This is a genomic window from Pseudomonas sp. MWU13-2100 (genome assembly GCF_023242365.1).
Lineage (GTDB): Bacteria > Pseudomonadota > Gammaproteobacteria > Pseudomonadales > Pseudomonadaceae > Aquipseudomonas.
The window spans coordinates 1-20,587 of the sequence record NZ_JALLIX010000033.1 but is presented as its reverse complement, the minus strand read 5'-3'; the positions used below and the strand labels follow the sequence as shown (position 1 = coordinate 20,587).

General features: G+C 60.1%; 18 protein-coding genes. 15 read left to right on the top strand and 3 right to left on the bottom strand.

Translation table 11 applies throughout. The features are described from left to right. Positions 1 to 41: 41 nt before the first annotated feature. The 15 genes from bamA (at position 42) to ispD (ending at position 18,576) form a co-directional block, all read left to right on the top strand. A complete protein-coding gene (gene bamA, locus M5B99_RS20995; RefSeq protein ID WP_248805823.1) occupies positions 42 to 2,429 on the top strand; it encodes an outer membrane protein assembly factor BamA in 2,388 nt (795 codons plus the stop codon). 45 nt (positions 2,430 to 2,474) lie between these two features. Next, the gene (locus M5B99_RS20990; RefSeq protein ID WP_248805822.1) at positions 2,475 to 2,978 is read left to right on the top strand and encodes an OmpH family outer membrane protein; all 504 of its coding nucleotides are present in this window, start codon (positions 2,475 to 2,477) and stop codon (positions 2,976 to 2,978) included. Between the two features lie 3 nt (positions 2,979 to 2,981). Next, a complete protein-coding gene (lpxD, locus tag M5B99_RS20985; RefSeq protein ID WP_248805821.1) occupies positions 2,982 to 4,037 on the top strand; it encodes a UDP-3-O-(3-hydroxymyristoyl)glucosamine N-acyltransferase in 1,056 nt (351 codons plus the stop codon). Between the two features lie 114 nt (positions 4,038 to 4,151). Beyond that, a complete protein-coding gene (gene fabZ, locus M5B99_RS20980; RefSeq protein ID WP_040064770.1) occupies positions 4,152 to 4,592 on the top strand; it encodes a 3-hydroxyacyl-ACP dehydratase FabZ in 441 nt (146 codons plus the stop codon). Beyond that, complete coding sequence (gene lpxA / locus M5B99_RS20975; protein ID WP_248805820.1) at positions 4,589 to 5,365, top strand: acyl-ACP--UDP-N-acetylglucosamine O-acyltransferase; 777 nt, start codon at positions 4,589 to 4,591, stop codon at positions 5,363 to 5,365. The genes fabZ and lpxA overlap by 4 nt, the downstream gene beginning before the upstream one ends. Positions 5,366 to 5,367: 2 nt before the next feature. Then, positions 5,368 to 6,498 carry a lipid-A-disaccharide synthase gene (gene lpxB, locus M5B99_RS20970; protein WP_248805819.1) on the top strand — a complete coding sequence of 377 codons (1,131 nt, stop codon included), beginning with the start codon at positions 5,368 to 5,370 and terminating at the stop codon, positions 6,496 to 6,498. 11 nt (positions 6,499 to 6,509) lie between these two features. Next, the gene (rnhB, locus tag M5B99_RS20965; protein ID WP_248805864.1) at positions 6,510 to 7,136 is read left to right on the top strand and encodes a ribonuclease HII; all 627 of its coding nucleotides are present in this window, start codon (positions 6,510 to 6,512) and stop codon (positions 7,134 to 7,136) included. Positions 7,137 to 7,208: 72 nt separating this feature from the next. After that, positions 7,209 to 10,730 (top strand): DNA polymerase III subunit alpha, encoded by a 3,522-nt coding sequence (gene dnaE, locus M5B99_RS20960; protein ID WP_248805818.1) that lies wholly within the window; start codon positions 7,209 to 7,211, stop codon positions 10,728 to 10,730. A 149-nt stretch (positions 10,731 to 10,879) separates the two neighbouring features. Further along, positions 10,880 to 11,827: an acetyl-CoA carboxylase carboxyltransferase subunit alpha gene (locus M5B99_RS20955; RefSeq protein ID WP_248805817.1), complete on the top strand. Its 948-nt coding sequence runs from the start codon at positions 10,880 to 10,882 to the stop codon at positions 11,825 to 11,827. 42 nt (positions 11,828 to 11,869) lie between these two features. After that, entirely contained in the window at positions 11,870 to 13,198 is a 1,329-nt protein-coding gene (gene tilS / locus M5B99_RS20950; RefSeq protein ID WP_248805816.1) for a tRNA lysidine(34) synthetase TilS, read from the top strand. Between the two features lie 274 nt (positions 13,199 to 13,472). Further along, the gene (locus tag M5B99_RS20945) at positions 13,473 to 15,104 is read left to right on the top strand and encodes a CTP synthase (protein ID WP_248805815.1); all 1,632 of its coding nucleotides are present in this window, start codon (positions 13,473 to 13,475) and stop codon (positions 15,102 to 15,104) included. A gap of 18 nt (positions 15,105 to 15,122) precedes the next feature. Then, positions 15,123 to 15,968 (top strand): 3-deoxy-8-phosphooctulonate synthase, encoded by an 846-nt coding sequence (gene kdsA / locus M5B99_RS20940; protein ID WP_248805814.1) that lies wholly within the window; start codon positions 15,123 to 15,125, stop codon positions 15,966 to 15,968. A 161-nt stretch (positions 15,969 to 16,129) separates the two neighbouring features. Next, the gene (gene eno / locus M5B99_RS20935) at positions 16,130 to 17,419 is read left to right on the top strand and encodes a phosphopyruvate hydratase (protein ID WP_248805813.1); all 1,290 of its coding nucleotides are present in this window, start codon (positions 16,130 to 16,132) and stop codon (positions 17,417 to 17,419) included. 171 nt (positions 17,420 to 17,590) lie between these two features. Then, the gene (ftsB, locus tag M5B99_RS20930) at positions 17,591 to 17,869 is read left to right on the top strand and encodes a cell division protein FtsB (RefSeq protein WP_017906255.1); all 279 of its coding nucleotides are present in this window, start codon (positions 17,591 to 17,593) and stop codon (positions 17,867 to 17,869) included. Further along, positions 17,866 to 18,576 carry a 2-C-methyl-D-erythritol 4-phosphate cytidylyltransferase gene (gene ispD / locus M5B99_RS20925; protein WP_248805812.1) on the top strand — a complete coding sequence of 237 codons (711 nt, stop codon included), beginning with the start codon at positions 17,866 to 17,868 and terminating at the stop codon, positions 18,574 to 18,576. The genes ftsB and ispD overlap by 4 nt, the downstream gene beginning before the upstream one ends. A gap of 183 nt (positions 18,577 to 18,759) precedes the next feature. On the opposite strand, the gene M5B99_RS30335 is transcribed toward ispD, so the two are convergent. The 3 genes from M5B99_RS30335 to M5B99_RS20915 form a co-directional block, all read right to left on the bottom strand. After that, on the bottom strand, positions 18,760 to 19,041 hold the full coding sequence (locus M5B99_RS30335) for a DUF6124 family protein (RefSeq protein WP_412548752.1): 282 nt from the start codon (positions 19,039 to 19,041) through the stop codon (positions 18,760 to 18,762). Positions 19,042 to 19,128: 87 nt separating this feature from the next. Then, a complete protein-coding gene (locus tag M5B99_RS20920; RefSeq protein ID WP_248805811.1) occupies positions 19,129 to 19,518 on the bottom strand; it encodes a hypothetical protein in 390 nt (129 codons plus the stop codon). Next, positions 19,515 to 20,587 (bottom strand): hypothetical protein (locus M5B99_RS20915; protein WP_248805810.1); only part of this gene is annotated, 1,073 nt, incomplete at its 5' end. The genes M5B99_RS20915 and M5B99_RS20920, both read right to left, overlap by 4 nt.

Sequence of the window (20,587 nt, the reverse complement as noted above, 5' to 3'; positions counted from 1 at the left end):
CGGCAGTTTGTTTATTGCCAGTTGGAATAAGAAAGGACTTCATGAAACGTCTGCTGCTAACTGCGGTCCTCACCGTATTGATGATCGCCGAAGTTCACGCCGAGTCCTTCACTATCTCCGATATTCGTGTCAACGGCCTCCAGCGGGTATCCGCTGGTAGCGTGTTTGGCGCGTTACCGTTGAATGTCGGGGAGCAAGCGGATGACCGTCGCCTGGTGGAATCCACTCGTGCGCTGTTCAAAACCGGTTTCTTCCAGGATATCCAGCTGGGGCGCGAAGGTAACGTCCTGGTCATCACGGTCGTTGAACGACCCTCGGTGGCCAGCATCGATATCGAAGGCAACAAGGCGATCTCGACTGACGACCTGATGAAGGGTCTGAAGCAGTCCGGCCTGGCCGAGGGTGAAATCTTCCAGCGTGCGACCCTTGAAGGCGTGCGTAACGAGCTTCAGCGTCAGTATGTCGCCCAAGGCCGCTACTCGGCCGAGGTCGAGACCGAAGTCGTTCCCGAGCCGCGTAACCGCGTAGGCTTGAAGATCAAGATCAACGAAGGCACCGTTGCCGCGATCCAGCACATCAACGTGGTGGGTAACTCGGTATTCAAGGACGAAGACCTGATCGATCTGTTCGAGCTCAAGACCACCAATTGGTTGTCGTTCTTCAAGAACGATGACAAATACGCCCGTGAAAAGCTCTCCGGTGACCTGGAACGCCTGCGTTCCTACTACCTGGACCGTGGCTATATCAATATGGATATCGCTTCGACCCAGGTCTCCATCACCCCGGACAAGAAAAGCGTCTACATCACTGTCAACGTCACCGAAGGCCAGAAATACAAGGTCCGTGACGTGAAGCTCAGTGGTGACCTGAAGGTGCCTGAAGACCAGGTCAAATCCCTGCTGCTGGTGGAAAAGGGCCAGGTGTTCTCGCGCAAGCTGATGACCACCACCTCGGAACTGATCACCCGCCGCCTGGGTAACGACGGCTACACCTTCGCCAACGTCAACGGCGTCCCGACGCCGCACGAGGACGACCATACCGTCGATATCACTTTTGTGGTCGACCCGGGCAAGCGGGCCTACGTCAACCGTATCAATTTCCGTGGCAACACCAAGTCAGCGGACGAAGTACTGCGTCGTGAAATGCGTCAGATGGAAGGCGGTTGGGCTTCCACCTACCTGATCGACCAGTCCAAGACCCGTCTTGAGCGTCTGGGCTTCTTCAAGGAAGTCAACGTCGAAACCCCAGCGGTTCCGGGTGTCGACGACCAGGTCGACGTGAACTACGCCGTGGAAGAGCAGGCTTCGGGTTCGATTACCGCCAGCGTCGGTTTTGCCCAGAGCGCCGGTCTGATCCTGGGCGGTTCGATCACCCAGAACAACTTCCTCGGTACCGGTAACAAGGTCAGCATCGGCCTGACCCGCAGCCAGTACCAGAGCCGCTATAACTTCGGTTATGTCGACCCCTACTGGACGCCGGACGGTGTCAGCCTGGGCTACAACGTGTTCTATCGCACCACCGACTACGCCCAGCTCGATGTCAGCGTCGCCAGCTATGCCGTGGACAGCCTGGGTGCTGGCGTCAGCGTTGGTTACCCGATCAGCGAGACCTCGCGCCTGACCTTCGGCCTGACGGCCCAGCAGGACAAGATCCAGACCGGCCTGTACACCGTCGACGAAATCTTCAACTTCGTTAACAACCAGGGCGACAGCTTCCTGAACTACAAGGCCTCGGCCGGTTGGTCGGAATCGACCCTGAACAAAGGCGTGCTGGCGACCCGTGGTCATTCCCAGAGCCTGACCCTGGAAAGTACTATTCCGGGCAGTGACCTGTTGTTCTTCAAACTCGACTACCGCGGCCAGGTGTTCCAGCCGTTGAGCGACACTTACACCATGCGTCTCCATACCGAACTGGGTTATGGCGACGGCTACGGTTCGACCAACGGTCTGCCGTTCTATGAGAACTACTACGCCGGTGGTTTCAACTCGGTACGTGGCTTCAAGGACAGCACCCTGGGTCCTCGCGGCACGCCAAGTCGTGGCGTCGATGTGACCGGTAACGTCGGTACGGTTGCCGATACCAGCACGAGCGCCTTGCCGTTCGGTGGTAACGTGTTGATTCAAGGTGGTGCGGAGCTGTTGTTCCCGCTGCCATTCGTGAAAGACCAGCGTTCGCTGCGTACCTCGCTGTTCTGGGACGTGGGTAACGTGTTCGACTCCAAGTGCGAACAGGTTCGTAACACCAATGGCACGCTGTCGCAGACTCAGTGCAACGATATCAGTTTCAGCAACATGGCCAGTTCCGTGGGTGTTGGCGTGACCTGGGTGACTGCCCTGGGGCCGTTGAGTTTCGCTCTGGCAATGCCGATCAAAGAGCCTAATAACGCTGAAACCCAGGTTTTCCAATTCTCCCTCGGTCAGACCTTCTAACGGCCTGCCCCTAGATAACGACAACGGATTTTGTAGGAGTTTATCGTGCGTAAGTTGACTCAACTGGTTCTGCTGGCCACTGTTCTGGTAGCGACCCCGGCCTTTGCCGAAATGAAAATCGCGGTCCTGAACTATCAGATGGCCTTGCTGGAGTCCGACGCAGCCAAGAAGTACGCCGTCGATGCGGAGAAGAAATTCGGTCCGCAACTGACCAAGCTCAAGGCCCTGGAAAGCAGCGCCAAGGGTATCCAGGATCGTCTGGTGGCCGGCGGCGACAAGATGCAGCAGGGCGAGCGCGAGCGTCTTGAGTTGGAATTCAAGCAAAAGGCCCGTGATTTCCAGTTCCAGTCCAAGGAGCTGAACGAGCAAAAAGCCGTTGCTGACCGTGAAATGCTCAAGCAGCTCAAGCCGAAGCTGGATGGTGCAGTGGAAGAAGTCATCAAGAAAGGTGCCTTTGACCTGGTGTTCGAGCGTGGCGCTGTGATCGATGTCAAACCGCAGTACGACATCACCCGCCAGGTGATCGAGCGCATGAACCAGCTGAAGTAATCCATGACAGCGACCATCAAGCTCGGCCAATTGGCCGAGATCCTCGGTGCCACCCTACGTGGCAACGAGGAGAAACAAATCACTGGGCTAGCCACCTTGCAGGAGGCTGGCCCAGCTCAGTTGAGCTTTCTGGCAAATCCCCAGTACCGCAAATACCTGGCTGACAGCCAGGCTGGCGCTGTATTGCTCAAGGCCGCCGACGCCGAAGGTTATGCCGGCGATGCACTGGTGGTGGCCGATCCTTACCTGGCCTATGCGCGTATTTCGCACCTGTTCGACCCCAAGCCCAAGGCGCCTGCCGGGATTCATCCGAGCGCGGTGGTGGCTGCCGATGCGCAGGTCGATCCGAGCGCCAGCATCGGTGCCTTTGCGGTGATCGAGAGTGCCGCGCGTATTGGTGCCGGCGTGACCATCGGCGCCCAGTCTTTTGTCGGTGCCCGTTGTGACATCGGTGAGGGCGGCTGGCTGGCGCCACGGGTCACGCTTTACCACGACGTGCGCATCGGCAAGCGCGTGGTGATCCAGTCTGGTGCCGTGCTCGGCGGTGAAGGCTTCGGTTTTGCCAACGAAAAGGGTATCTGGCAGAAGATTGCCCAGATCGGCGGCGTGACCATCGGTGACGATGTGGAGATCGGCGTCAACACCGCCATTGACCGCGGGGCATTGGCCGACACGATCATTGGCAATGGGGTCAAGCTCGACAACCAGATTCAGATCGCCCACAACGTTCAGGTCGGCGATCACACGGCCATGGCCGCCTGCTGCGGGATCTCCGGCAGCACCAAGATCGGCAAGCATTGCATGCTCGCCGGTGGCGTCGGCCTGGTGGGGCATATCGAGATTTGCGATAACGTCTTCCTGACCGGAATGACCATGGTGACCCACTCGATCACCGAGCCGGGTGCCTATTCTTCCGGCACGGCGATGCAGCCGGCCGCCGAATGGCGCAAGAGCGCGGCGCGTATTCGCCAGCTCGACGACATGGCCCGGCGCTTGCGGCAGCTGGAAAAGCGGGTAGGCGACGTGACCCCGGACGCTAATGCTTCATCAGATGGCTGATACCATTTTCCATATCAAGTAGCCGCCTGGGTCTGTACGCAAGCTGCCTTCTTGATTTGCTAGAGGAGCCGCGCGTGGCGCGCTCCCACTCTTTACTACAGGCTTCCCCACGAAATGATGGACATCAAAGAGATTCGCGAATACCTGCCTCACCGTTACCCGTTCCTGCTGGTGGACCGGGTGGTGGAACTGGATGTCGAGGCCCAGCGCATTCGTGCCTACAAGAATGTCAGCATCAACGAGCCTTTCTTCAATGGCCACTTCCCTGCGCATCCGATCATGCCGGGCGTGCTGATCATCGAAGCCATGGCTCAGGCTGCCGGCATTCTCGGTTTCAAGATGCTCGACGTGAAGCCTTCCGACGGTACTCTGTACTACTTCGTCGGTTCCGACAAACTGCGCTTCCGCCAACCGGTACTGCCGGGTGATCAGTTGATCCTCGAAGCCAAGTTCATCAGCTGCAAGCGCAAGATCTGGAAGTTCGAATGCCAGGCCTCGGTCGACGGCAAGCCGGTCTGCTCGGCCGAGATCATTTGTGCGGAACAGAAAGTATGAGTTTGATTGACCCTCGCGCAATCATCGATCCGACGGCCGTACTGGCCGAAGGCGTTGAGGTCGGCCCCTGGTCGATCGTCGGCGCAGGTGTGGAAATCGGCGAGGGGACAGTGATCGGGCCGCATGTGATTCTCAAGGGTCTGACACGGATCGGCAAACACAACCGCATCTACCAGTTTTCCTCGGTAGGCGAAGACACGCCCGATCTCAAGTACAAAGGCGAAGAGACGCGCCTGGTCATTGGTGACCACAATATTATCCGCGAAGGTGTGACCATCCACCGGGGCACGGTGCAGGATCGTTCGGAAACCACCCTGGGCGACCACAACCTGATCATGGCCTACGCGCATATCGGGCACGACAGCGTGATCGGTAATCACTGCATCCTGGTCAACAACACCGCGTTGGCCGGGCATGTGCACATGGGTGATTGGGCCATTCTCTCGGGGTTTACCCTGGTCCATCAGTTCTGCCATATCGGCGCCCACAGTTTTTCCGGCATGGGCACCGCCATCGGCAAGGATGTCCCGGCCTATGTCACGGTATTCGGCAACCCCGCCGAAGCCCGCAGCATGAACTTCGAAGGCATGCGCCGTCGCGGCTTCAGCGAGGAAGTGATCCACGCCCTGCGTCGGGCCTACAAGGTGGTGTACCGCCAGGGCCTGACGGTGGAGCAAGCCGTTGCCGAGTTGGCTGAACCTGCCGCGCAGTACCCGGAAGTGGCGGTGTTCCGCGAGTCGATCCAGTCCTCGACCCGCGGCATTACCCGCTGATCATGGCGACTTTGCGAGTTGCGCTGGTCGCCGGGGAAGCCTCCGGCGATATTCTCGGTTCTGGTCTGATGCGGGCGCTCAAGGCCCAGCATCCCGAAATCGAGTTCATCGGGGTCGGTGGCCCGCTGATGCAGGCTGAAGGCCTGGTCTCCTATTTCCCCATGGAGCGGCTGTCGGTGATGGGCCTGGTGGAGGTGCTCGGCCGTCTGCCTGAACTGCTCAAGCGACGCAAGCTGTTGATCCAGACGCTGATCGCTGAACGGCCCGACGTGTTCATTGGCATCGATGCGCCGGATTTCACCCTGAACATTGAACTCAAGCTCCGTCGTGCCGGGATCAAGACCGTGCATTATGTCAGCCCGTCGGTCTGGGCCTGGCGGCAGAGGCGGGTGCTGAAGATCCGCGAAGGCTGCGACCTGATGCTGACGCTGTTCCCTTTCGAAGCGCGGTTCTATGAAGAGAAAGGCGTGCCGGTGCGCTTTGTCGGGCATTCCCTGGCTGACGCCATCCCCTTGCAGGCTGACCGAGCCCAGGCGCGGGCTGAACTCGGTTTACCGGGCGGTCCCCTGGTCGCGCTGATGCCAGGCAGTCGCGGTGGTGAAGTCGGGCGTCTGGGTGGCCTGTTCCTCGACACCGCGCAACGGCTGCGGGAAATGCACCCCACTATCCGGTTTGTCATACCCTGTGCCAGTCCGCAGCGGCGCACCCAGATCGAGGCCTTGCTGGTCGGTCGCGACCTGCCGCTGACCCTGCTCGACGGTCAGTCCCACCAGGCGCTGGCCGCCTGCGACGCGGTGTTGATTGCCTCCGGTACGGCGACCCTGGAAGCGCTGTTGTACAAGCGTCCGATGGTTGTCGCTTACCGTCTGGCGCCGCTGACCTTCTGGATTCTCAAACGGCTGGTAAAAAGCCCCTACATCTCCTTGCCCAATCTGCTGGCCCAGCGTCTGCTGGTGCCTGAATTGTTGCAGGACGACGCAACCGCTGAAGCCCTGGCGCAGACCTTGTCGCCCCTGATCGAAGGCGGCGAAGAACAGACCCGGGGCTTCGATGAGATCCATCGCACCTTGCGCCTGGACGCCTCGAACCAGGCTGCCGACGCGGTGTTGAAGCTGATCGGCCAAACCGTATGAGTAACGTGAAAATGCAGATGGGATTGGACTTCACCCTGGTGGCCGATGCCGAAGACCTGGTGGCCGGCGTCGATGAAGTCGGTCGTGGCCCGCTCTGCGGCGCGGTGGTGACCGCGGCGGTGATCCTCGATCCCAAGCGCCCGATCCTCGGCCTGAACGACTCGAAGAAGCTTACCGAGGCGCGGCGCGAAAAACTCTACGACGAAATCCGCGAAAAGGCCCTGAGCTGGTGTATCGCTCGGGCCGAGGTGGAGGAAATCGACGAACTGAACATTTTGCATGCGACCATGCTGGCGATGCAGCGGGCGGTCGAAGGTCTGCATATCCAGCCCAAGCTGGCGATGATCGACGGCAACCGCTGTCCGAGACTGTCGATGCCGGCCGAAGCGGTGGTCAAGGGCGACAGCAAGGTGCCGGCGATCGCGGCGGCATCGATCCTGGCCAAGGTCAGTCGTGATCGTGAAATGGCGGCTGTCGAATTGATCTACCCGGGTTACGGCATCGGCGGGCATAAAGGCTATCCGACACCGGTGCACCTGGAAGCCCTGCAACGGCTGGGGCCGACGCCGATTCACCGGCGCTCGTTCGCACCGGTACGCTTGGCCTATGAGGTTCATGGGCGCTCGGGCGAACTTTAACGCTGCTGATGTTTTAGCCAAGGCCCGGTACAATCCGGGCCTTGTTGTTTATACAGATTAGACAGGATCACTATGCCGGCTTCATTCGTTCATCTACGCCTGCACACTGAGTACTCCCTGGTCGACGGCCTGGTTCGGATCAAGCCGCTGGTCAAGGCCCTGAACGGCCTGAACATGCCCGCCGTGGCGGTGACCGACCAGAACAACATGTGTTCCCTGGTCAAGTTCTACAAGGCCGCCATGGGCGCCGGGATCAAGCCGATCTGCGGCGCCGACCTGTGGCTGTCGAACAAGGATCCCGATGCCCCGCTGAGTCGCATCAGCCTGCTGGCGATGAACGCCGTCGGCTACCGCAACATCACCGAGCTGATTTCCCGTGGCTATATCGATGGCCAGCGCAACGGCATGGTCATCATCGAGCGCGAGTGGGTGGCCGAGGCCAGCGAGGGCGTGATCATGCTCTCGGCGGCCAAGGAAGGTGAGATCGGCATGGCCCTGCTCGGCGACAACGCCGCTGAAGCCGAAGCCCTGGCCCGTGAATGGATGGCGGTGTTCCCGGACCGTTTCTACCTGGAGGTCCAGCGTACCAACCGTCCCAACGACGAGGAGCAGTTGCACGGCGCCGTGGCCCTGGCCGACAAGCTGGGGGCGCCGCTGGTGGCGACCAACGATGTGCGCTTTATCAAGCAGGAAGACTTCGAGGCCCACGAAACCCGCGTCTGCATCGGTGAAGGTCGGGCCCTCGACGACCCGCGGCGCTCGAAGAACTACAGCGACCAGCAATACCTGAAAAGCGCCGAGGAAATGGCCGAGCTGTTCAGCGACCTGCCCGACGCCCTGGAAAACAGTGTCGAGATCGCCAAGCGCTGCAATATTGAAGTGAAGCTGGGCAAGCACTTCCTGCCCAACTTTCCGATCCCCGATGGCATGACCATCGACGAATATTTCCGCAAGGTGTCCTTCGACGGCCTCGAAGATCGCCTGTCGGTGCTGCTGCCGAGGGACACCACCGAAGACTATGAAGCCAAGCGCCAGGTCTATGTCGACCGGTTGAATTTCGAGCTGGATATCATTATCCAGATGGGTTTCCCCGGTTACTTCCTGATCGTGATGGACTTTATCCAGTGGGCCAAGAGCAATGGCGTGCCGGTCGGTCCCGGCCGGGGGTCGGGTGCCGGTTCCCTGGTGGCCTACGTACAGAAGATCACCGACCTCGACCCGCTGGAATACGACCTGCTGTTCGAACGTTTTCTCAACCCGGAACGGGTTTCCATGCCCGACTTCGACGTCGACTTCTGCATGGACGGCCGCGACCGGGTGATCGACTACGTGGCCGAGAAGTACGGTCGCAACGCCGTGAGCCAGATCATCACCTTCGGCTCCATGGCCGCCAAGGCGGTGGTACGTGACGTGGCGCGGGTCCAGGGCAAGTCCTACGGCCTGGCGGACCGCCTGTCGAAGATGATCCCCTTCGAAGTCGGCATGACCCTGGAAAAAGCCTACGAGCAGGAAGAGATCCTGCGGGACTTCATCAAGGTCGATGAAGAGGCGGCGGAAATCTGGGAGATGGCGCGCAAGCTCGAGGGTGTGGTGCGTAACGTCGGTAAACACGCCGGTGGCGTGGTGATCGCGCCGACCAAGTTGACCGACTTCTCGCCGATCTACTGCGACGAGGAAGGCGACGGCCTGGTGACCCAGTTCGACAAGGACGACGTGGAGGCGGCCGGCCTGGTGAAGTTCGACTTCCTCGGCCTGCGGACTCTGACGATCATCGATTGGGCGCTGAAGACCATCAACCGTGATCGCGCCAAGGTCAACGAACCGCCGCTGGATATTGCCTTTATCCCGTTGGATGACAAGCCGACCTACAGCCTGTTGCAGAAGGCCGAGACCACGGCGGTGTTCCAGCTTGAATCCCGTGGCATGAAGGAGCTGATCAAGAAGCTCAAGCCCGACTGCCTGGAAGACCTGATCGCCCTGGTGGCCCTGTTCCGTCCGGGGCCGTTGCAGTCCGGCATGGTGGACGACTTCATCAACCGCAAGCACGGTCGTGCCGAGTTGGCGTACCCGCACTCCGATTACCAGTACGAAGGCCTCAAGCCAGTACTGGCGCCGACCTACGGCATCATCCTGTATCAGGAACAGGTGATGCAGATCGCCCAGGTCATGGCCGGCTACACCCTTGGCGGCGCGGACATGCTGCGGCGAGCCATGGGTAAGAAAAAGCCCGAGGAAATGGCCAAGCAGCGTGGCGGTTTCATTGAAGGTTGCGCCACCAACAATATTGATGCTGATCTGGCGGGGAACATCTTCGACCTGGTGGAGAAATTCGCCGGTTACGGCTTCAACAAATCCCACTCCGCCGCCTACGGCCTGGTCTCCTACCAGACCGCTTGGCTGAAGGCCCACTATCCGGCGCCGTTCATGGCCGCAGTGCTGTCCGCGGATATGCACAACACCGACAAGGTCGTGACCTTGATCGAGGAAGTGCGCACCATGAAGCTGCGCCTCGACGCACCGGACGTGAATGCCTCTGAGTTCAAGTTCACAGTGAACGACGAAGGCCGGATCATCTATGGCCTCGGGGCGATCAAGGGCGTCGGCGAAGGACCGGTGGAGGCGATCACCGAAGCGCGCCAGGACGGTCCGTTCAAGGACCTGTTCGATTTCTGCGCCCGGGTCGACCTCAAGCGTATCAACAAGCGCACCCTCGACGGCCTGATCCGCAGCGGGGCGCTGGATCGCCTCGGTCCGTATTTCCATGACGAGGCCAAGGCCTACCAGGCCAATATCGACCGTAACCGCGCCGTATTGCTGGCGGCGATGGAAGAGGCGATCAAGGCCGCCGAGCAGACCGCCCGGACCCATGACAGTGGCCATGCCGACCTGTTTGGCGGGTTGTTCGTCGAAGAGGATGCCGATGTCTACGCCAATCACCGCAAGGCCAAGGAACTGACCCTCAAGGAGCGGCTGAAGGGCGAGAAAGACACCCTAGGCCTGTACCTCACCGGTCACCCGATCGACGAGTACGAAGGCGAGATCCGCCGGTTCGCCCGTCAGCGCATCATCGACCTGAAGCCGGCCCGGGATACCCAGACAGTCGCCGGAATGATCATCAACCTGCGGGTGATGAAAAACAAAAAAGGCGACAAGATGGGCTTTATCACCCTCGACGACCGTTCGGCACGGATCGAGGCCTCGTTGTTCGCCGATGCCTTCATGTCGGCCCAGTCGCTGTTGCAGACCGATGCCATGGTGGTGGTCGAGGGCGAGGTCAGCAACGACGACTTCTCCGGCGGACTGCGCCTGCGGGTCAAGCGGGTGATGAGCATGGAAGACGCCCGCACCAACCTGGCCGAAAGCCTGCGCCTGAAGTTGCAAAGTGCCGCGCTCAAGGGCGATCAACTGCGCTGGCTGGGGGAATTGCTCGGCAAGCACCGGGGTGCCTGCCCGATCACCCTGGAGTACACCGGCAGCGACGCCAAGGCCTTGTTGCAGTTCGGCGAGAGCTGGCGGATCGACCCGGCGGACAGTCTGATTCAGGCATTGCGTGACCAGTTCGGGCGAGACAACGTCTTCCTCCAATACCGTTAGGACGGTGGCGCACTCGCTGCGCTGCGACCTTGACCCTATTTTTAATCTCGACCTGAGCGCGCCATATCCCGTAAGGTAGGGCGCGATACAGATCAATCGGCCGGCCAGGCTGTGTAAAAACTACTGTGCTCGACCCAAGACGGATGCTTATGAACCCGAATTTTCTTGATTTCGAACAGCCGATCGCTGACCTGCAAGCCAAGATCGAAGAGCTGCGCTTGGTCGGTAACGACAATTCGCTGAACATCGGCGATGAGATCTCCCGCCTGCAGGACAAGAGCAACACGCTGACCGAAGATATTTTCGGCAAGCTGACCAGTTGGCAGATCGCGCGTCTGGCGCGTCACCCGCGTCGTCCGTATACCCTGGACTACATCAGCCACATCTTCACCGAGTTCGACGAACTGCACGGCGATCGGCATTTTTCCGACGACGCGGCGATTGTCGGCGGTATTGCCCGCCTGGACGACCAGCCGGTGATGGTGATCGGCCATCAGAAGGGCCGTGAAGTGCGCGAGAAGGTCCGTCGCAACTTCGGCATGCCGCGTCCGGAAGGCTATCGCAAGGCTTGTCGCCTGATGGAAATGGCCGAACGCTTCAAGATGCCGATCCTGACCTTTATCGATACCCCGGGTGCTTACCCGGGCATCGACGCCGAAGAGCGCAACCAGAGCGAAGCGATTGCCTGGAACCTGCGGGTGATGGCACGGCTGAAAACGCCGATCATCGCCACCGTGATCGGTGAAGGTGGTTCCGGCGGCGCTTTGGCTATCGGCGTGTGCGACCAGTTGAACATGTTGCAGTACTCGACCTACGCGGTGATTTCCCCGGAAGGCTGTGCCTCCATCCTGTGGAAAACTGCCGAGAAAGCACCGGACGCAGCCGAAGCCATGGGCATTACCGCCGAGCGCCTCAAGGGCCTGGGAATTGTCGACAAGGTGATTTCCGAGCCTCTGGGTGGCGCCCATCGCGATCCGGTCAGCGCGGCGGCCTCGATTCGTGCCGAACTCAGCGCGCAGTTGGCTATGCTGAAGAAGTTCGACAACGATGCGCTGTTGGCTCGTCGTTACGAGCGTCTGATGAGCTACGGTCTCTGATAGCGCGCGTTATCGTTTGTGAGCCAGCGCGGGGGGCAACCCATGCGTCAGCCTGATATCGATCTGCCTTCCAGGTTGCTCGAAGCCCTTTCGCCCTGGCGCAATGCCCAGACCTGGCGGATCGGCTTCTCCGGCGGCCTGGACTCAACGGTACTGCTGCACCTGCTCGCCACCCTGGCGAAAACCCGGCCCCTGCCCAGGATTGCCGCCTTGCATGTCCATCACGGGCTGCAAGCGGTGGCCGACGGCTGGCCGGCCCATTGCCAGGCGGTCTGTGATGAGTTGGGAGTACCGTTGCAGGTGATCCGGGTCAGCGTTCAGCTGGGTGCCAGCCTTGAGCGTGCCGCCCGTGATGCGCGTTATCTGGCCTTTGCCGGGGTGACCCAGTTGCACGATGTGCTGCTGACCGCCCAGCACCGCGAAGACCAGGCAGAAACCCTGCTCTTTCGCCTGCTGCGCGGTGCCGGGGTACGCGGCCTGGCGGCGATGCCGACGCAGCGTGAGGTCGGTGGTGGCTATCTGGTGCGTCCGTTGCTGGATGTTTCCCGGGCCGAGCTCGAGCGTTATGCCCGTGAGCACGAGCTGCGCTGGATCGAAGATCCGTCCAACAGCGATCAGCAGTTCTCGCGCAACTTCCTGCGCCATCGGGCCTTCCCCGGGCTGACCGAGCGCTGGCCACAAGCGGTGAGCAGCATGGTGCGCAGTGCCGCGCACCTGCGTGAAGCCCAGGAGCTGCTCGACGAGCTGGCCGAAGTCGACCTCGATGATGCCCTGGCGCATTCCCGGCACGTCTGGCTGGGCATGCCGTCGCTGGCTCTGGACGCCTTGATCGACCTGTCTCCGGCTCGGCAGCGCAACGCTCTGCGGCATTGGCTGGCACCGCTGACCCGGCTGCCGGACAGCGATCATTGGGCCGGTTGGGACGATCTGCGCGATGCGGCCCATGATGCCCGCCCGAAATGGCGTCTGGCCGAGGGCGAATTGCACCGCGCCGACGAGCACCTGTGGTGGTTGAGCGGGTCCTGGTTGCGCCAGCCGCTGGCGGATATCCCCTGGAACTGTCCGAATCGTCCGCTGGAGCTGCCGGACAACGGCGAATTACTGATGGTCGGCGAGGCGCCGGCCGGCCCCTTGCAGGTGCGCTATCGTCAGGGCGGTGAGGTTTTGCATCTGCCGGACCGCGGACACCGCGATCTGAAGCGTCTGCTTAACGAAAGTGGCGTGCCCTGGTTTATCCGCGGCCGATTGCCGCTGCTCTATCGGGGCGACGAATTGCTCGCGGTGGCGAACCTTCCAGGCCTGGACGGCGGGGCGTTGGGCGACTGGCATTTGCATTGGCAGCCACCTTCGAGCGATCAAGGTTTGAGCTGAAAGGCGCTTTCCGGTAGACTACGCTCCCTTCTTGATACAACTTCTGTGGATTGCCAGCAATTGCAGGAGTTGCCGATTACCAGGCTGTCTTTGCCGGGCGATTCCAAAAAATGTGTAGCGCGCACCGTACCGCAGGTTTACCCCTGTGGACCGTCTCAACGCAGCAGTTTTTCGAAAGGTGCACTGTGATGATCGCAGGTAATCGGGGGCTTCGGCCTTCCTTCGCTTTCCCCGGCGGCTCGGACCGCTTTAACGCAGACTTCTAGGGTTTTTCATGACGCGCTACATATTCGTCACGGGCGGTGTTGTTTCTTCATTGGGGAAAGGCATTGCCTCGGCTTCATTGGCGGCCATCCTGGAGGCGCGGGGGCTGAAAGTCACCATGCTCAAACTGGACCCGTACATCAACGTCGATCCGGGCACCATGAGCCCGTTCCAGCACGGTGAAGTCTTCGTCACCCACGACGGCGCCGAGACCGACCTGGACCTGGGTCACTACGAGCGGTTCATCCGCACGACCATGACCCAGAACAACAACTTCACCACCGGCCGTGTCTACGAGCACGTGCTGCGCAAGGAACGTCGTGGTGATTACCTGGGCGCCACCATCCAGGTGATCCCGCACATCACCGACGAGATCAAGCGCCGCATCATCAAGGGCGCCGGCGATGCCGACGTGGCCCTGGTGGAAATCGGCGGGACGGTCGGCGACATCGAGTCGCAACCGTTCCTCGAAGCCATCCGTCAGTTGCGTTTCGAAGTCGGTGCCAAGCGCGCGATGCTGATGCACCTGACCCTGGTGCCTTACATCGCCACGGCCGGCGAAACCAAGACCAAGCCGACCCAGCACTCGGTCAAGGAACTGCGTTCCATCGGCCTGCAACCGGACGTGCTGGTGTGCCGTTCCGACCATCCGATCGATATCTCGTCGCGGCGCAAGATCGCCCAGTTCACCAACGTTGAAGAGCGGGCGGTGATCGCGCTGGAAGATGCCGACACCATCTACAAGATCCCGGGCATCCTGCACTCCCAGGGCCTGGATGATTTCGTCGTCGAGCGTTTCGGCCTGCAATGCGGCGGTGCCGACCTGTCCGAGTGGGACGCCGTGGTGGACGCCAAGCTGAACCCGGAACACGAAGTCACCATCGCCATGGTCGGCAAGTACATGGAGTTGCTGGACGCCTACAAATCGCTGATCGAAGCGATGAGTCACGCCGGCATCACCAACCGGACCAAGGTCAACCTGCGTTATATCGACTCCGAAGACATCGAAAACCAGGGCACCGCGCTGCTCGAAGGCGTTGATGCCATCCTGGTTCCCGGTGGTTTCGGTCTGCGTGGCGTGGAAGGCAAGATCACCGCCGTGCAGTACGCCCGGGAAAACAAGGTGCCGTACCTGGGTATCTGCCTGGGCATGCAAGTGGCGGTCATCGAGTTCGCCCGTAACGTGATGGGTTGGAAAGACGCCAACTCCACCGAGTTCGATCGCACCAGCGCTCATCCGGTGGTGGGCCTGATCACCGAGTGGGAAGACGCCACCGGCGCGGTCGAGACCCGTACCGAAACCTCTGACATGGGCGGTACCATGCGTCTTGGCGCCCAGGATTGCCTGCTCGAAGCCGGCTCCCTGGTACACGACTGCTATGCCAAGGACGTGATCGTCGAACGTCACCGTCACCGCTACGAAGTGAACAACAAGCTGCTGCCGCAGATCATCGAAGCCGGCCTGAAGATTTCCGGTCGCTCCGGTGACGGCGCGCTGGTGGAAGTGGTCGAGGCCCCGGATCATCCATGGTTCGTTGCTTGCCAGTTCCACCCCGAGTTTACCTCGACCCCGCGCGACGGCCATCCGCTGTTCAGCGGTTTCGTCAAGGCGGCCTTGGCTCAACACCAGAAGAACGCGTGATCTCGGAGAGATAGAAGCATGGCCCAAAAGATCATCCGCGTAGGCGACATCGAGATTGCCAACGACAAGCCGATGGTGCTGTTCGGCGGCATGAACGTACTGGAAAGCCGGGACATGGCGATGCAGGTCTGTGAGGAATACGTGAAGGTTACCGAGAAATTGGCTATTCCTTACGTATTCAAGGCCAGCTTCGACAAGGCCAACCGTTCGTCCGTCACCTCCTACCGTGGCCCCGGCCTGGAAGAAGGGATGCGGATTTTCCAGGACATCAAGCAGGCGTTTGGCGTGCCGATCATCACCGACGTCCACGAGCCGGCCCAGGCCGCCGTGGTCGCCGAGGTCTGCGACATCATCCAGTTGCCGGCCTTCCTGTCGCGCCAGACCGACCTGGTGGTGGCCATGGCCAAGACCGGAGCGGTGATCAACATCAAGAAGGCCCAGTTCCTCGCGCCCCAGGAAATGAAACACATCCTGAGCAAGTGCGTGGAAGCGGGCAACGACCAGTTGATCCTCTGCGAGCGCGGTTCGAGCTTCGGCTATAACAACCTGGTGGTGGACATGCTCGGCTTCGGCATCATGAAGCAGTTCGAATACCCGGTGTTCTTCGATGTGACCCACGCCCTGCAGATGCCAGGCGGTCGCTCGGATTCCGCCGGTGGCCGTCGGGCCCAGGTCACCGACCTGGCCAAGGCAGGCATGAGCCAGGGCCTGGCCGGGCTGTTCCTGGAAGCGCATCCGGACCCGGACAACGCCAAGTGCGACGGACCTTGTGCCCTGCGCCTGGACAAGCTGGAACCGTTCCTGGCCCAACTCAAGGCCTTGGACACACTGGTGAAGAGTTTTCCGACGGTAGAAACCGCCTGATCCTCGTTTCTTCGGTAAACTGCCACACAAATTTTCGCTCTGGCCTGCCGGCCGTTTAGCTTTTGTGGGCGCCGGCTTGCCGGCGATGGCGTCTGTAACATAGCTATCGCCAGCAAGCTGGCTCCTACAGGGTTTTCGTCAACTTTGGAGTGTTTACAACAATGGCAAAAATCGTCGACATCAAAGGTCGTGAAGTTCTCGACTCCCGTGGCAACCCCACCGTGGAAGCGGACGTGCTTCTGGACAACGGCATCATCGGCAGCGCCTGCGCGCCGTCCGGTGCTTCCACCGGTTCGCGTGAAGCGCTGGAACTGCGTGATGGCGACAAGAGCCGTTACCTGGGCAAGGGCGTGCTGAAGGCCGTCGGCAACATCAACGGCCCGATCCGTGAGCTGCTGCTGGGCAAGGACCCTTCCGACCAGAAGGCCCTGGACCACGCGATGATCGCGCTGGACGCTACCGAGAACAAGGCGACCCTGGGCGCCAACGCCATCCTCGCCGTGTCCCTGGCCGCCGCCAAGGCTGCTGCCCAGGACCAGGACCTGCCGCTGTATGCGCACATCGCCAACCTCAACGGTACGCCGGGCGTCTACTCCATGCCGGTGCCGATGATGAACATCATCAACGGCGGCGAGCATGCCGACAACAACGTCGACATCCAGGAATTCATGGTTCAGCCAGTGGGCGCCAAGACCTTCTCCGAAGGCCTGCGCATGGGCACCGAGATTTTCCATCATCTCAAGGCTGTGCTGAAGGCCCGTGGCCTGAGCACTGCTGTCGGTGACGAAGGTGGTTTCGCGCCGAACCTGGCTTCCAACGAAGATGCCTTGAAAGTGATCGCCGAAGCCGTGGCCAACGCCGGTTACAAGCTGGGCACCGACGTGACCCTGGCCCTGGACTGCGCCGCCAGCGAATTCTACGAAGACGGCAAGTACAACCTGTCCGGCGAAGGCCAGGTGTTCACCGCCGAAGGCTTCGCCGACTACCTGAAAGGCCTGACCGAGCGTTACCCGATCATCTCCATCGAAGATGGCCTGGACGAGTCCGACTGGGCTGGTTGGAAGATTCTCACCGACAAGATCGGCGAGAAGACCCAACTGGTAGGTGATGACCTGTTCGTCACCAACACCAAGATCCTGAAAGAAGGCATCGATAAAAAGATCGCCAACTCGATCCTGATCAAGTTCAACCAGATCGGTACCCTGACCGAAACCCTGGAAGCCATCCAGATGGCCAAGGCCGCCGGCTACACCGCGGTGATCTCGCACCGTTCCGGTGAAACCGAAGATTCGACCATTGCCGACCTGGCCGTGGGCACCGCTGCGGGCCAGATCAAGACCGGTTCGTTGTGCCGCTCCGACCGCGTTTCCAAGTACAACCAACTGCTGCGTATCGAAGAGCAATTGGGCGCCAAGGCCAAGTACAACGGTCGCTCCGAGTTTCGCGGATAAGCCGTAGATGGTAAAAAGACACCAGATCGTGTCGAAAAAGTCGCTATCGTGGGTTTTTTGGCACTAATCTGATGCTTTGAGAGCACAAGCCTGGATCTTCCAGGCTTCGTGCTATCAGTCGGTTCGAAATGGTTGGCATGGCTGTCTTTTCCACTGGATAACTGAAATTCGATGCGCAGTCCCAATTGGTTGTTCCTCGTTCTGCTCTTGCTGCTGGCTGGCCTGCAGTACCGCCTTTGGGTGGGCAATGGGAGCCTGGCGCAGGTAGCCGACCTGACACAGCAGATTGCCGAGCAGCACGCCGAAAACGAGCGTCTGCTGGAGCGCAATCGCGTGCTTGACGCGGAAGTTCTTGAACTGAAGAAAGGCATGGAGACCGTTGAAGAACGCGCTCGCCATGAGCTGGGCATGGTCAAGGACGGTGAAACCCTTTATCAGCTGGCGCAATGACTGAATTCTCCCTACCGGCCTTCTGGGCCGTGATTCCTGCCGCGGGCGTCGGTGCCCGCATGGCCGCGGACCGTCCCAAGCAGTACCTGTCCCTGGGCGGACGCACGATTCTCGAACACAGCCTCGGCTGTTTCCTCGATCATCCGGGCTTGAAAGGCCTGGTGGTTGCTCTGGCCCCGCACGATCCCTATTGGCCGGACCTGGCTTGTGCCACGGATTCGCGTATTCAACGGGTCGACGGCGGTGACGAGCGGGCCGACTCGGTGCTCAATGCCTTGCTGCACCTGCATACCCTGGGGGCGGCGGAGGAAGATTGGGTATTGGTCCATGATGCGGCACGGCCCAACCTGTCGCGCCATGATCTCGACACCTTGCTCGCCGAGTTGGCCAATGACCCGGTGGGCGGCCTGCTGGCTGTGCCGGCACGGGATACGCTCAAACGTGTCGACCCGCACGGGCGGGTGCTGGAAACCATCGACCGTAGCTTGATCTGGCAGGCCTATACGCCGCAGATGTTCCGCCTCGGGGCCTTGCACCGGGCACTGGCCGACAGCCTGGTGGCCGATGCGACCATCACCGATGAAGCCTCGGCGATGGAATGGGCAGGGCAGGCACCGCGCCTGATCGAAGGGCGTTCGGACAATATCAAGGTCACCCGCCCTGAAGACCTGGAGTGGTTGCGCCTGCGTTGGGCGAACCGTCGCTGAGGGAGCCTGACCAGCAGCTCGGCACGACGTTATTTTTGCAATGACACACGGACCTGTAGAATCCGGCAGGCCCTCACACATTAGAAATTCGCGTCGAGCATGAAGCCTGTGGCCGATCGAGAACCTAATGTGGGAGCGGAGCTTGCCCGCGAAGGCGTCTTTAACTCCAGCTCAGGCTCTGGATCAGCTAGCATTCCCCACTGTCGACGTTTCATCGATCACTGCGTCGACCCACGACTGGGCCAACTCGATCAAATGGATCGTGCCCATTGCCAACTTACGCTTTGCCCCGTCGAGTTGGTCGGCGGATGCATACGCCGTGGCCGCTGCCGATTGCAGGATCGATAGCGCCGTGACCAGTTTGTCCTCCAGGCTAAGTGATGACGTAGCGCGAGTGTGCGTGAGAGGTGAGTGAGGTTTGAGCGGATCGTCGCTCAGTGGCAGCCCATTGCAGCACGACTCCAATCCAAACGAATCTATCCGCCAAGGGCCGTACCGATCCAACCATTGGCAGTCTTGGATGCTCTTTCGATGTTAGACGGTTACTCAATGTCAGATATGGTACGCCACTATTACTTTGTATAATGCTACAAAAAATGCTAAAGCACCTAGCAGTCCTATTGCACTCCACTGCAATATCGTTAGTTTGCGCTTAAGCGATACGGGAAAATTTTTCAGATCCTCAGCATCTACCCCGCCATGTTTAAGATAAAAACCGGAGAATGTGACAAAACCAGAAATTCCACCGACCAACAGCAATTTTCCCCAAGGCCCACCATGCCTAAGTGCTGCCAAAGACATAACTGAAGAGCTGTTCTTGAGGTGCTCAAGCATTACATCCATCTTGGTGTAGGCCAAACGCAACGAGATTGCGATCAAAGCAAATATGCAGAGGAGCACCAAACCGCATAGATAACCAACAATAAACGCAGCGCTGGTCATTTAACACTCTCATAGATGATCTCGCCGATGGTCTCTCCTCCCATTCCGCCAAGAGCACCTCCCGCAAAAGATCCAGCTCCGACCACTACGACACCGCACGCCAAAGTGGCGAACCCCCCAGTCGGCACACCCAGCCCAACACACAAAGCTCCAACGACAGGAACTGTCAAAAAACCACCTGCTGTCGCACCACCCGCCACCCCACCTGTAAAACTACCTGTCTCCGTGAATTTGATTTTCTCGCACGCCTCGGTATTACCTGCCGTGCAAACCTCTTGAACCTTGAAATACGAGGCTCCGCCGCCAAGGGCCGTACCGATCCAACCGCCGTATTTAATAATTTTAGCCGCCTTGGACACGCCTTCGATATGGGTGGCATACCCCGGGATTTGCCCGGTGGCGCCGGCCTGGGTCCAGCGATGAACCAAGCTGCGACTGGAAATGCCCAGGGCACTTTTCAAGTTTGGATGATCCGGGAAACCAATGCCCTTTCGCGTCATGGTTGTCAGGTGGGTGTCGAGCTTTGCCAACAGCTGTTTACGTTCAGCAAAGAACTCTGGCGAGCGCAAATGGCCATTTGCCTGAAACGTGCGTTGGTGCAAGGCTTCAATATCACGCAGAACGGTTTTAACGTCCTCCAGGTTCTTGGCGAACATGGCTTCGCCGATACCGATAGCGGCTGAACCCTGGGCAAGAAAAGTTTCGATTTCGTCACGGTGACGCAGCATGAAATCGGCTTCCTGCGCGCTCAGGGGCTTGAGCGCGTCATTCACCTTGGCCGCCGTTTCCATCAGCAGCGTTTCTTCGCGAGTGCACTGCCAGTTGTTCGGCTCACTGAGGACGATCATCGAGCCGGCTTTGACATCGCCCAGGTTCGGATTTAACGCCAGAAACTTTCTGAGGACCGTCGGATCGCGCGAAGGGAACAGCGTGGACTCCAGCTGTTCGCGAGTCGTGCTTCTGGGCACGACGTAAAAACCGGGTTCTTGCGGTTGAGGTTTTGCAAGAGGTTCGGTATCCGACAGCGGCGCCCGTGTGTTTTCCGGAGCGCGATCTTTCGCGGATCCCG